This is a genomic window from Dactylosporangium sp. CS-047395 (assembly GCF_050942185.1).
Taxonomy (GTDB): domain Bacteria; phylum Actinomycetota; class Actinomycetes; order Mycobacteriales; family Micromonosporaceae; genus Dactylosporangium.
Genome location: NZ_CP192015.1, coordinates 1,107,799 through 1,119,944, shown reverse-complemented (window position 1 = coordinate 1,119,944; position 12,146 = coordinate 1,107,799). Strand labels below are relative to the sequence as shown.

General features: G+C 72.9%; 11 protein-coding genes. 7 read left to right on the top strand and 4 right to left on the bottom strand.

Features of this window, described 5'->3' with window-relative positions:
* Position 1: 1 nt before the first annotated feature.
* From ACQP00_RS05165 to ACQP00_RS05140, 6 genes are all read left to right on the top strand, one after another.
* Positions 2-853, top strand: a complete 852-nt coding sequence (locus ACQP00_RS05165) for a glycosyltransferase (RefSeq protein ID WP_433215058.1) — start codon at positions 2-4, stop codon at positions 851-853.
* 11 nt (positions 854-864) lie between these two features.
* Positions 865-1,944, top strand: a complete 1,080-nt coding sequence (locus ACQP00_RS05160) for a glycosyltransferase family 4 protein (RefSeq protein WP_433215055.1) — start codon at positions 865-867, stop codon at positions 1,942-1,944.
* A 103-nt stretch (positions 1,945-2,047) separates the two neighbouring features.
* Positions 2,048-3,481 carry a hypothetical protein gene (locus ACQP00_RS05155; protein WP_433215052.1) on the top strand — a complete coding sequence of 478 codons (1,434 nt, stop codon included), beginning with the start codon at positions 2,048-2,050 and terminating at the stop codon, positions 3,479-3,481.
* Positions 3,471-4,400 (top strand): glycosyltransferase family 2 protein, encoded by a 930-nt coding sequence (locus ACQP00_RS05150; protein WP_433215049.1) that lies wholly within the window; start codon positions 3,471-3,473, stop codon positions 4,398-4,400. The genes ACQP00_RS05155 and ACQP00_RS05150 overlap by 11 nt, the downstream gene beginning before the upstream one ends.
* Positions 4,397-5,272 carry a glycosyltransferase family 2 protein gene (locus tag ACQP00_RS05145; RefSeq protein ID WP_433215046.1) on the top strand — a complete coding sequence of 292 codons (876 nt, stop codon included), beginning with the start codon at positions 4,397-4,399 and terminating at the stop codon, positions 5,270-5,272. The genes ACQP00_RS05150 and ACQP00_RS05145 overlap by 4 nt, the downstream gene beginning before the upstream one ends.
* A 305-nt stretch (positions 5,273-5,577) precedes the next feature.
* Positions 5,578-6,888 (top strand): sugar transferase, encoded by a 1,311-nt coding sequence (locus tag ACQP00_RS05140; RefSeq protein WP_433223708.1) that lies wholly within the window; start codon positions 5,578-5,580, stop codon positions 6,886-6,888.
* A gap of 24 nt (positions 6,889-6,912) precedes the next feature.
* On the opposite strand, the gene ACQP00_RS05135 is transcribed toward ACQP00_RS05140, so the two are convergent.
* Positions 6,913-8,109 (bottom strand): hypothetical protein, encoded by a 1,197-nt coding sequence (locus tag ACQP00_RS05135; RefSeq protein WP_433215043.1) that lies wholly within the window; start codon positions 8,107-8,109, stop codon positions 6,913-6,915.
* Positions 8,110-8,173: 64 nt separating this feature from the next.
* Between ACQP00_RS05135 and ACQP00_RS05130 the strand changes: the two genes are divergently transcribed.
* Complete coding sequence (locus ACQP00_RS05130) at positions 8,174-9,952, top strand: hypothetical protein (RefSeq protein ID WP_433215041.1); 1,779 nt, start codon at positions 8,174-8,176, stop codon at positions 9,950-9,952.
* 17 nt (positions 9,953-9,969) lie between these two features.
* On the opposite strand, the gene ACQP00_RS05125 is transcribed toward ACQP00_RS05130, so the two are convergent.
* The 3 genes from ACQP00_RS05125 to eccB all read right to left on the bottom strand — a co-directional run bounded on the left by ACQP00_RS05125 (position 9,970) and on the right by eccB (position 12,109).
* Positions 9,970-10,266: a WXG100 family type VII secretion target gene (locus tag ACQP00_RS05125; protein ID WP_433215038.1), complete on the bottom strand. Its 297-nt coding sequence runs from the start codon at positions 10,264-10,266 to the stop codon at positions 9,970-9,972.
* A gap of 22 nt (positions 10,267-10,288) precedes the next feature.
* A complete protein-coding gene (locus tag ACQP00_RS05120; protein WP_433223706.1) occupies positions 10,289-10,630 on the bottom strand; it encodes a WXG100 family type VII secretion target in 342 nt (113 codons plus the stop codon).
* A gap of 78 nt (positions 10,631-10,708) precedes the next feature.
* Positions 10,709-12,109: a type VII secretion protein EccB gene (gene eccB, locus ACQP00_RS05115; RefSeq protein ID WP_433215035.1), complete on the bottom strand. Its 1,401-nt coding sequence runs from the start codon at positions 12,107-12,109 to the stop codon at positions 10,709-10,711.
* Positions 12,110-12,146: the final 37 nt, after the last annotated feature.

Genomic DNA, 12,146 nt, shown 5'->3' with positions numbered 1-12,146 from the left:
GATGGATACCTCGATCATCGTGTTGACCTGGGAGGACCACGTCAAGACCGGTGCCTGCGTGCGCTCGCTGCCGGCGGCCGCCGAGATCGTCGTGGTCGACAACGGCAGCGGGGCGGAGGTCAGTGCCGCGCTGCGGGCGATGTGCGCGCAGACCGGCGCCCGGTACGTGCGCTCCGAGGAGAACCTCGGCTACTCGCGCGGCATGAACCTCGGCGTGCGCCACTCGACCCGGCGCGACATCATCCTGGCCAACAACGACGTGATCGCCGGCGACGAGGTCGTCACGCGGCTCGTGGCCGCGCTGCGGGACCCGACGGTCGGCGCGGCGTTCCCGAGCGTGCGCAACCACGACGGCTCCGAGGCCACCGAGGGCGGGCGGTTCCTGTCGGTGCGGGTCGGCCTCGGCCACGCGACCGGGCTGAGCGCGATCATCCCGGCCCTGCGCATCACCACCGCACCGGACCGGGCGGACTGGCTGACCGGGCCGTTCGTGGCGATCCGCCGGGAGACCCTCGACGCCATCGGCGGGGTCGACGAGTCGGCGTTCTTCTACTCCGAGGACCTGCGGCTGTGCTGGGCGGTCCGCCGGCTGGGCCTGCGGATCGCGTTCGTGCGCGACGCGGTGATCGAGCACGAGAACGACTCCACCGCCAAGAAGGTGTGGAGCCGCGAGGAGATCTCCCGCCGGCAGACCCGCGAGTTCATCCGGGCCAGCAAGTCGCAGGGCGGCCGCCGGGGCCGGGTCGCCACCACCGCTTACGCGGCGGGCACCGTCATGCGCGCCGTCGTCGCCCGGTCGACCGTGCGCCGGGCGATCGCCCGCGGCGCCATCGAGGGCCTGCGCACCCCATGAGAGTCCTCGTCGTGTGTACCACCGGAGGCTCGGGCCGCCGCCAGTTCGGCGGGGCCGAGCACTTCCTCGTCGACATGCTGCCGGCGCTCGTCGCGTCCGGCGTCGACATCGTGGCCTGCACCCCGGACGACGCGACCGGGGCGGCGTTGCGCGAGGCGGGCGTACCGTGGCGCGAGCTCGGCGCCCGCAGCCGGATCGACCTGCAGTACGTGCGGGACCTCCGGCAGGTCATCGGCGAGCTGCGCCCCGACGTCGTGTGCGCGCACCTGCTCTCCGCCGCGATGCACTGCCGGGCCGCGCTCCGGTCCGGCGGCGACCCGACCCCGCTGGTCGTCACGCTGCACAGCAGCCTGTGGCAGACCCGCGGCGCGGCGCCCACGCTGAAGGCCAAGGCACGCGTCCAGGCCAACATCACGCTCGACCTGATCATGCGCCGGGTGCGGCCGCACACCACCGTCGCCGTCTCCGAGTACGAGGCCGGCGAGCTGCGCGACCGCGGCAAGGTGAAGGACATCCGGGTCATCCCCAACCCGCTCCCGCCGGCCTGGCCCGCCCCGCAGCCCGCACCCGAGCGCGCCCCCGGCGAGCCGCCGGTGCTCGGCTACCTGGGCCGCCTGGAGCCGGAGAAGGGCGCCGGCCTGCTCGGCGACGTGGCCCGCGCCCTGCCCGACGCGCGGCTGCTGGTCGGCGGCTCCGGCTCGGTCGCGGTGCCCCCGCTGCCGAACGTGGAACTCCTCGGCCAGGTCGACGCGGCCAAGTTCCTGCCGACGCTCGACTGCCTGCTGGTCCCCTCCAGCGTCGAGGCGTTCGGCAAGAGCGCCCAGGAGGCCCTGTCGCTGGGCGTCCCGGTGGTCCACTCGGGCGTGGGCGGCCTGGCCGAGGTGACCCACCGCGCCGCCGGCGTCCTCGCGTTCGTCGCCGAGCCTCGCCCGGACGCGATCGCAGCGGCCGTGCGCACCGCCCTGGCCGCCACCCCGCCGAGCGCCGAGCGACTCGCCATCGCCCACTGGTACCAGCACGAGCACGCCTTCACCCGCGCCGTCCACCGCTGGACGGACCTCTACCGGTCGGTGTCCCATGTCAACGCCTGACCCCACCCAGCCGCGCGAGCCGCTAACCCCCGACACCCCGCCACCACACGGACCACTCACGCCCGACGCCACACGACCACACGAGCCACTGACGCCCGACGCCATGACACCGCGCGGACCACTGACGCCCGACGCCACGCGGCCGTCGCGCGAGCCGTTGACGCCGGCTGCGGTTGCCGTCACGGCCGGCGTGGTGATGCTCGTGCTCGTGTTCGACGCGCGGGTCGGCTCGGTGCTCGGCATGGCCGCGGCGGCGTTCTTCGCGGCCCGCGCCGGGATGTGGTGGCTGGGCGCGACCGCCGCCGCCTGGGCCGCCGCGTTCACCGCGGTGCTGGTCTTCCCCGGCCCCTACGACTCGTTCGCCGGCCCGGCCGCGATGCCCGTCCTCGCCGCGTTCGTAGGCTGCTTCCTCGGCGGCTGGGCAATCGGCCGCAAGCTCGAGTCAACCCGCCAAACCCGCCGTGTGCACGTCGCGTCGGTCGGGGGCGCCGGAAGCGTGGGGCTCGCGGGATCGGAGAAGCCCGCCGCGGTCAAGCGGCCGTTGTTGGTCTGGCCGAGCGAGCGCAGGCTCAGGCTGTACCTCGGCGGCGTCTTGTTCGTGGCTTTTGTCTCGGCGGTGTTGCGCTTCCGCGGCACGCTGCCCCCGGTGCTCGCGAGCAACCCCGACGTCGCCCGCGAGGCGTTGAGTCATCGGGACAACATCTACACCGGCGTGCTCGGCCAGGCGTGGACCCTCGGCCTGGCCGTGGCGCTGCTGCGGACCGTCGCCGGTGAGGCTCGGCATCGCTGGCTCTATGCCGCGCTCGCCGTCGTGTTCGCCGGTGGGGCCGCGCTCGGGGCGAGCAAGAACGCGGTTCTGGTCGGCATCGTGCCGGCCCTGATCGCCGCGCTGTCGACGCGCCGGCCGCCGGGCCGCAAGGCGCCGAAGGTCAGGCCGGCCCTCGCGGTCACGCTGATCGGCGGGTTCGCGGTGCTGCTCGTGGTGATCCTGGGCGGGCAGCGCACCCTGGCCGGCGAGGGCATCTTCGAGGACGAGTTCCGGGCGCGGTACGGCAGCAATCCCGCCCTCGCGAGCGTGGCCTCGCTGGACCTGTCGCTGAGCTCGTCGACCGAGACGTTCGGCCGGCTGTGGCAGCAGCGCGACGCGGTGCCGCACGGGCACGGCGCCTACTCGCTGAAGTTTGCCGGGCGGCCGGGCGAGCGGCTGGTCGGGCACACCGACATGTACCTCATCACCTCGCAGCTGAGCATGCCGTACTTCATGAACACCGCCACCTTCGCCGCCATCCCGCTGCTGGACTTCGGCCCGGCCGGGGCCGCGGTCTACCTGCTCGTCGTCGGGCTCGTGGTGGGGCTGGTGGACCGGCGGCTGCAGGGCTCGACCGGACCGGCCCAGCACCTGGCCCGCGCGTTCGTCGTGTACTACGCCGCCTTCGGCATCTACGAGTTCTACGTCGCGTTGCAGCCGTTCTGGCTCGGCCTCGCGCCGGGGCTGCTCGCGCTGTTCCTGATGGGGAGGCCGCGCCGTGCCGGCTGAGCAACCGCCGCGCCTCGCCGTGGTCACCGTGCTGTTCCGCTCGGCCGACGTGCTGGTCAAGACGCTGCCGACCTGGGTGCGCAGCGCCGAGGGGCTGCCGGTCGAGTTCGTCTTCGTCGACAACGCGCCCGACGGCTCGTGCCCGCCGGTCATCGAGCAGAACCTGCCGCCGGGGAGCGGCCGGTACCTGCCGGACGACACGAACCCGGGCTTCGCCGCCGGCTGCAACCGCGCCCTGGCCCACGTCACCGCGGACCACGTGCTGCTGCTGAACCCCGACGTGTGGCTGCACGAGGACTCGCTCGGGCGCGTGCTCGCGGCGGTGCGCGCCGAGCCGGACGTGCCGATCGCGCTGGGGCTGCTGATGCACGGCAGCGAGTACACCGGCATCGATCTGCACCCGATCGCGCTCTTCATCGACCGCCCGGCGAACGGCCGGCGCCGCCCGATCGGGCCGTCCGGGGGCGCCGGGGTGTTCCCGGCCGAGCTGTTCCGGCGCTTCGGCGGCCTGTACGAGCCGATGTTCGCCTGGGGCGAGGACGCCGACCTGGCCTTCCGCCTGCATGCCGCCGGGGTGCGCACGGCGGCGCTGGACCTCGCGCTCCCACACGCCTGGGGGCACAGCGTGGAGGGCGACGCCGGGCTCACCGAGTTCCGCTCGTTCCTGCTGGCCCGCAACCGGGTGCTGGTGGCCGCGCGCGGGCTCACCTGGCCGCTGCTGCTGGCCGCGGCGCCGATCCTGCTGGTCGCGCACCTGGGACTCGCCGCCCGGCGGGCCCGGCAGGGGCTGCTGCGCTCGTTCCTGCGCGGCGTCGGGCGCGGCCTGGCGATGGCCGCCGGCGCCCGCCGGGACTGGCGCGGTCGCCGCCTCGGCATCGCCGCCCTGGCCGGCCACCTTCGAGGACGGGAGGCCCGATGAGCCAGCCGCACATCCCCGCCCAGCGCGACCGCCCGACGCCGCGCTGGAGCGTGGTGACCGTCTCGTACAACTCCGCCGAGACCCTCCGGCGCTGCTGGGACACCCCGTTCAAGCCGTACGACTGGATCGTCGTCGACAACGCCTCGTCCGACGACTCCGTGGAGGTGGCCCGCGCGCTCGGGGCAAGGGTGATCGAGCTGCCGGAGAACTTCGGGTTCGCCAAGGCCAACAACATCGGGGTCCGCGCGTCGGCGAGCGAGCTGCTGCTGTTCGCCAACCCGGACCTCGAGGTCGAGGGGCAGGGGCTCGACCGGCTGGCGGCCCACCTGGACGTGCACGGCGGGCTCGTCGCGCCCCAGCTGCTCGGCTCGGACGGGGTCCCCCAGCCCAACGGGCGCGGCTTCCCGTACGTCACCGCGAAGCTCGGCAACCGGCGGATGTGGCCGTTCGAGCGGATGCACGCGCGGTACCGCATCCTGAGCGAGCCCGGCGAGTCGCGCTGGGTGACGTGGGTCATCGGGGCGGCCGTGGCGATGCGGCGCAGCGATTTCGATCACATCGGCGGCTGGAACGAGCGCTTCTTTTTGTACTACGAGGACGCCGAGATCTGCCTGCGCGCCTGGGAGCACGGGCTCGGCGTCTCGGTGCTGGGCGACGTGCGCTGGACCCACCACTGGGGGCGCGCGACCAACACGTTCAAGTGGTCCCGCGCGCACAACCTGGAGCTGCGGGCGGCGTGGACGTTCTACGGGATGTACCCGGAGTTCGTGCTCGGCGTGAGCCGCCCGCGCCTGCGCCGCCGGCACGTCGTGGCCGCCCGCCTGGCCGGTCGCCGGGTCGTGCGGGCCGACGTCACCGCACCCAACCCGTAACAGAAGTCGAGTACCACGGGGTTGCCAGGCCAATTAACATAAATACGTCGATCGGTGCGTTCGATCGCGCGGCGCGTCGTGTAACGATCCGGCAGCACGCCGTAACGGGGAGCGAGATGAGCGAATCGATGCACGAGCCGCGCCATGCCCGCGCGGCGATCGAGGTGGAGTGGCGACCACCGAGACAGCGGACGAGCGAGCACGACGACGCGGCACCGGCCCACCTGGCCGCGCTGGACACGACCGCGGTGCTGCCCTATCCGGCCGCCCGCAACTCCAAGCGGACCCGCGCGCTGCGGGCCTGGATGCTGACCCTGCCGGTCGACCTGATCGCGCTGCTCGCGCCGCTGCTGTGGAGCCTGGGCTACTGGAAAGGCATGATCGTCTGCGCGCTGCTCACGGTGTGCATCTTCGCCATCGGCGGGCTCTACCACGCGCGGCGGCACCTGAGCATCCTCGACGAACTGCCCAGCCTCGCCGGGCGGATGCTCGCCGCGGCGGCGGTGGTCGCGATCATCGCGGCGCAGCGGCACGACTCGGTCGGGGCGATCACCGAGTTCCTGCAGAACATCGCGATCTCCGCGGTCCTGGTCGTGGTCGGCCGGATGCTCACCCGCTCGGCCACGGTCATCGCCCGGCGCAAGCGCTGGGTCGAGCACAACACGATCATCATCGGCGGCGGGCCGATCGCGGCCGAGCTGGCCCGGCTGCTGCGCCGCTACCCCAGCTACGGGCTGCGGTTCGTGGGGTTCGTGGACGTCCAGTCGACCTCCCACGAGCAGCGGGAACTGCAGCCGCTGCTCGGCTCCCTCGACGACCTCGAGGACATGGTCGCCCTCACCGACTGCGACGTCGTCATCGTCGCCGACGTGAACTGCCCCGATGCGCGGCTCGTCAAGCTCGCCCGGCGGCCGGTGATGATGAAGCGGGACCTGTGGGTGGTGCCGCGGCTGCGCGAGTTCTTCTCCCACAACGGCGTGCCCGACCACATCGGCGCGATCCCGGTGGCCCGCACCCGCCGGGCCACGCTGTCCGGCCCGCGCTGGGCCGTGAAGCGCACCTCGGACATCATCGTTTCGGCGATCGCCCTGGTGGTGCTCAGCCCGATCATGTTGCTGTGCGCGATCGCCACCCGGATCGAGGGCGGCCCCGGCATCCTGTTCCGCCAGCAGCGCATCGGGCGCTACGGCAAGCCCTTCGACGTCATCAAGTTCCGCTCGATGCGCCCGGCCGACGACGCCGAGGCCGAGACGCACTGGACCATCGACGGCGACCCGCGCATCGGTCCGGTGGGCCGCTTCATGCGCCGCACCTCGCTGGACGAACTGCCGCAGCTGTGGAACATCCTGCGCGGCGACATGACCGTCGTGGGCCCGCGGCCGGAGCGGCCGTTCTTCGTCGACCAGTTCTCGGCCGAGCACCCCGAATACGCGCTGCGCCACCGGGTGCCCGCCGGCCTGACCGGCCTCGCGCAGGTCAGCGGCCTGCGCGGGGACACCCCGATCTCCGACCGGGCCCGGTTCGACAACTACTACATCGAGAACTGGTCGCTCTGGCTGGACGTGAAGGTCATTCTGCGCACCGTGGGCGAGGTGTTCACCGGCCGCGGGCGCTGAGTCCCGCCGCCGGTGTCACCCGATTCAGCTGTACCGCTGCCAGATCTCCCGCAGCGGCTCCCACTTGCCGTCGAGCTCCGAGCTGCACACGGCCTCCAGCGTCACGCCGGACGTGTCGTCGTCCCGGTCCCACGACAGGCCGCAGATCGTCACGCCGGAGTTGAGGCGGTAGGCGTACTCGATGTACATCCCGGCCGCCTTGCTGACCGTGCCGTTCTTCTTGACCGGCGTGTCCAGGCCGGGCGCCAGGTTCGCGGCCTGGCCGTTGAGCTTGACGTGGTAGTCGCGGGACGCGTCGCGCGCGATCGCCGACTCGTACGTCGCGAAGTGCACCGAGATGCCGCCGTACGTGCACGCGACGTGGGTCTTCTCGCCCTCGTTCAGGGCCGGCCCGTTCGGCTCGCCGTTGGCCAGGCAGCCGCCGAGGTACGGCAGCCACGGCTCGGCGAGACCGGCCAGGTCGCCGCCCAGCTTGGGCTTGTTCACGTCCCGGCGCACCGTCTCGTACGAGGACAGCGTGGGTGCGGTGGACGCGACGGCCGACGGCGAGGGCGCGGCCGCGGTCTCGCCCGGCGAGTGCAGGAAGTATCCGGCCGGCCCGGCCAGCACGATGCCGGCGACCGCGCCGATCAGCAGCCCGAGCAGCAGCTTGCCGCGCGGCTCCGGCGGCGAGGGCACGATCCGCGGCCCCGCGTTGGGCGGGTCCTGCGGCAGCCCCGTGTCGCCCCACGGCGGCAGCTCGGAGACCGGCGTGCCGCCGCGCCAGTGCCCGATGGGCGGCCCGGACGTGGGCTCGGCCGGCGGCCACGACTGCGGCGGCCCGGACGTGGGCGGAGCCGAGGTGGGCGGGCCGGACATCGGCTGCATCGGCGGCCCCGAGGTCGGGTAGGTGACCGGCCACTGCTGCTGCACCGGCGGGCCGGACGCCGGGTACGGCATCTGCTGCGGCACCGGCGGCTGGCCCGGCCAGTCCTGCGGCGGCTGACCGGCGTCCGGCACGGCCATCGGCGGCTGGGCCCACTGGTGCCCCGGCTGGGAGACGGGCGCGCCGGCGTACCCGCCCGGGCCGGGCGGCCACGGCCCCGCGGGCGCCTGCGGGGGCGGGACCGGCGAGCCGGGCGGCGTGACCGGGATCGGCATGGTGGGCGCGTCGCCGTCCGATGTCGTCGGCGGGCGCATCGCTCCGTCGTTCCACTGCGAGGGCGGCTGGGCACTGGTCACGATGCGAAGGTTAGCAGCGATGTTCGATATCGTCGGGGGCGCTCAGACATCGGAGGGGGACGTTGTGCTGCAGGGCGGTAACCGGTCCACGGCACTGCGCGACGCCGCCAGCCGGCTGGTCGCGCCCGGCGGGCCGCTCGAGCCCCTGCTGCGCCGGGTGGAGGCCCTGCCGTGGCCCGGGCGCACCCTGCGGGTGGTCGTGCTCGCCCTGCTGCCCGTGTTCGTGGCCGGCTTCATCGTCGGGCATCTGACCGCCGACGGGACCCTGTCCGCGGCGGCCGGGGGCCGCAACACCAAGAAGCCCGCCTCCGCCCAGACCTTCCAGTTCTCGTCCGGGTTCTCCGGCACGCAGGGCGGCAACCAGTGGTACTACCTGCAGTGGGACGGCGCCGCCTACTCCCCCATGACCTGGGACGCCGGCGCGGGCCAGTGGCGCGGCGCCTACGAGGACTGCCAGATCGGCCCGGGCTGGGCGCACCCCTCCACCAACCAGGCGGTCATCGGGTGGAAGGCGCCCCGCTCCGGCACGGTGACCGTGCAGGGCTTCATGGACCACCGCATCTACACGCCGGCCAGCGACGGCGTGCGCACGGTCGTCAAGCAGCAGCACGGCACCGGCACCACGAAGGTCTGGCCGTCGGCGGACTACCAGGTCATCCAGCCGAACTTCATGGCCCAGCACGTGTTCAAGGCCGACGTCGCGGAAGGCGACATGCTGTACTTCCAGGTCGATCAGTACGGCACCCAGGCGTACGACACCCTCTTCTGGGATCCGGAGATCTCCTACGACGTCGAGCCGCAGTTCGTCCTCGACCAGGCCGAGGTCGTCATGAAGCCCGAGGACTTCCAGCGGGTCGGGGTGTCGCTCGCGTACGACTCGATGCTGTCGGTCGTGCCGCAGGGCAACGGCCAGTTCGACTTCTACCACTCGGGCGGCGGCCCGCAGGGCACCGTGCTGTCCAAGTTCCGCGGCACGCTCGACGCGCCGGGCCAGACGCCGGTCTACACCCGCAACGCGCTCAACGGCCGCACCGGCGACCAGTGGTGGATCGCCAACGTGTTCCAGACCGACGACCACGCCCTGCTCGCGTTCTGCCACATCGAGTGGGCCGACCCGGCGAAGTACGGCTGGTGGGGCCTCGGCCTGGCCTGGTCCACCGACAACGGGGCGACCTTCCACCGGCTCGGCTGGATCATCGGCCAGCACGTCAAGGACGCCAAGGGGGCCACCAACATCGGCGGCGTGCCGTACGTGGCCAAGGACGGCTACTTCTACATCTACTACAGCGACGTGACCAACCCGGGCGAGCCGGAGAAGGCTTCGGTGGCCCGGGCCCCGATCACCGAGGTGCTCGACGCGGCCCGGCGCGGCACGGTCAGCCCGTGGCAGAAGTACCACGACGGGAACTGGTCGGAGCCCGGCCTCAACGGCGTCGCGACCCCGATCATGCGCAACGGCGAGATGTTCTCCACGCACGGCGACGCCGCGTTCAGCACGTACCTCAACCGCTATCTGACCACCGGCTACACCCACGGCCCGGGGCGCGGCGTGTACGTCGCGTTCTCCGCCGACGCCGTCACCTACGACGATCCACTGTGGATCCAGCGCAGCCTCATGCCGGACAAGGACTCGCTGTCGCCGTACGAGACGATCGTCAACGAGGACGGCACGGACAACGGCATCGTCGGGCAGTCGTTCTACATCTACTACGGCTACCGCTTCCGCCAGGCGGGCGTGACGACGAGCGAATACCCGCCGCTGTACCGCTGGCTCTTCCGCCAGAAGGTCACGCTCAACGCCGCCGGGTTCCTGCCCAAGGCGGTCCGCCAGCCGGGCGGCTGACGGACCGGGCCGGACCGTCAGCGGGTGAACTTGGCCACGTTCGCCTGCTCGCGGGCCTGCATGATCTCCGCCGACTTGAGCATCGCGCCCTTGATCCCGTTGAGCAGCAGGTGCAGGTCCTGCGCGGCGGTGTCCCACTCGGCCTTGCGCTGCGCGAACGCCTGCTGGGCCTCGCTCTGCCAGCTCGCGGTCATCGGCGCCACCTGCTGGTCGACGGCGTCCAGCTCCGCCTGCATCGACGCCAGCGCCGCGCTGATGTCGGCCGCGGCCTGGTTCAGTGCCGCGAATTCGACGACGATCTCGTCCCCGGCCATGGTGATCCTCCCCGTTCCGGTGTCAGTTGATCATCAGGGCGCGGGTGATCTCGCCGGCGCTCGCCCCGGCCTGCGTCATCTCCGCGCGCATCTCGTCGTCGCTCAGGGTGTAGTCGCGCCCGGCGGTCGACACCGCCTGCGCGATGCTGCGCAGCGCGACGTTGAGGCCGGCCACGTCCGCGTCGAAGCGGTCCTTGACCCCCTGGAACGACGAGCCGGCCGCGCCGACCCAGGCCGACTGCAGCGGGGTGAGCTCGTGCATCAGCTTGCTGAACATGCTGGTGAGCCGGTCCGCGGCCCCGTCGATCTCCTGAGCCGTCCGCGCCATGACCGCGGCGTTGGTGGTCACGCCCTTGCCAGCCATCGTCACAGACCCCCCTCCATTCGGTACTGGTCAATCTCACGGTATCGAAGTTTGCCCACATAGCGTAGTGGCAAGGTGTCAGCCAGTCAGTGGCCGCTGGGCCGCGCGCGGGTCGAGACCCGGTCCGGCGGGGACGCGGGCGACCACGAACGACGGCAGTTCGACCGGCTTGACCCCGCCGTATCCGAACCAGGCGAGCTGGGCCGGGCTCATCAGGGCGTACCGGCGGCCCTGGTCGGTGACGAGGAAGATCTGGCCCGCGTCGGCCCCGGTGGACTGGGCCGAGCGCACCACCGCACCGCCGCCCGAGGGCACCACGACCCGCGTGGCGACCTGGTCGGCGGCGGTGCCGGCGGACGCGATGCCCGCACCCTCCGGCCGCCGGTCGGCGTCGACCACGAACCTGGGGCCGCCCTGGCCGTCGGCCCACGTGGTGCACAGCGTCGACGCCGGGTCGACGGCCGCCATCGACGGCACCTGGCCGGGCGGGTCGAGGTCGGAGCGCGGCCGGCTCGCCTTGGTCACGTTGGCCACGTCGGACGCCTGGATCTGCCGTGCCTGAGGATTTCCGCCGGGGTACGCCACCGCGGTGCCCGGATCCGCCAGGATCAGCGCCTGCTCGACCTGGGTCACCGGCAGGATGTCCCGGTCGCGCACCAGGTAGCCGGTGGTGGCGCCGCCGACCGTCACCGTGAGGACCTGCCCGATGAGGTTGTTCCGCATCGCGCTGGACGCCTTGCCCCGGTTGTCCACCTGCGGCTGCGTGATCGGCAGGCCCTGCGGCACGGTGCCGAGCCACGCCTCGTCGACGAGGACCCGCGGCTGCGCGTCGATGCCCATGGCGGCGAGGGTGCGCTGGGCCTCCAGGCGGTACCGGTGCGCGTTCCAGATCAGGAAGGACGGCCCCCCGGCCGCCCGGACCAGGATCGCCGCGTCGCCGAGGTCGCGCCCGCCGGTCGGGGCGGTGCCGACCAGGATCTGGCTGGAGACCGTCGGGCCGCCGCCGGCGTCGCGCCCGGCCACCGCGCACATGGACCACGGGGCGCCGCTCATCCGGCTCGCCGGCGGCAGTGCGTCGGGCGCACCCGCGATGCCGATCAGCGGCCCGCGGGTCGCGCCGGTCAGCGACTCCCGCGACACCGAGACGGTCGTGGCCGGCTGCCCGATCGCGAGCACCGCCGACGAGTAGTTGGCGACCGGGTAGAGCACGCCGTCGCGGTACACGTAGCGCGTCCCGGTCTCCTGCTCGATCACCACCGCGTCGCCGTCCCGCCAGCTGGTGTTGCCGCCGTGCCGGATCAGCCCGATCACACCGACCACGGCGAGCACCAGCAGGGCGATCATGACGCTGGCGTACCCGGCCCCGGCCAGCCGCCGCGTCGGCGACTGCGCGGGATCGGCCTCGCCGGCCACGAACGCATTCACGACACGGCGCATCAGGTACTGGTACGACTGGATCTGTTCGCGTCGCGACGGCATGTCCGCTTGATCCCTCCCCGCTTCGCGCGGTGCCCGG

What these genes read in the sequence shown, in the direction of transcription:
- eccB (WP_433215035.1), bottom strand. Translation starts at nt 12,109, where the DNA reads ATGCCGTCGCGACGCGAACAGATCCAGTCGTACCAGTACCTGATGCGC.
- ACQP00_RS05155 (WP_433215052.1), top strand. Translation starts at nt 2,048, where the DNA reads ATGACACCGCGCGGACCACTGACGCCCGACGCCACGCGGCCGTCGCGC.
- ACQP00_RS05140 (WP_433223708.1), top strand. Translation starts at nt 5,578, where the DNA reads ATGCTGACCCTGCCGGTCGACCTGATCGCGCTGCTCGCGCCGCTGCTG.
- ACQP00_RS05145 (WP_433215046.1), top strand. Translation starts at nt 4,397, where the DNA reads ATGAGCCAGCCGCACATCCCCGCCCAGCGCGACCGCCCGACGCCGCGC.
- ACQP00_RS05165 (WP_433215058.1), top strand. Translation starts at nt 2, where the DNA reads ATGGATACCTCGATCATCGTGTTGACCTGGGAGGACCACGTCAAGACC.
- ACQP00_RS05120 (WP_433223706.1), bottom strand. Translation starts at nt 10,630, where the DNA reads ATGGCTGGCAAGGGCGTGACCACCAACGCCGCGGTCATGGCGCGGACG.
- ACQP00_RS05125 (WP_433215038.1), bottom strand. Translation starts at nt 10,266, where the DNA reads ATGGCCGGGGACGAGATCGTCGTCGAATTCGCGGCACTGAACCAGGCC.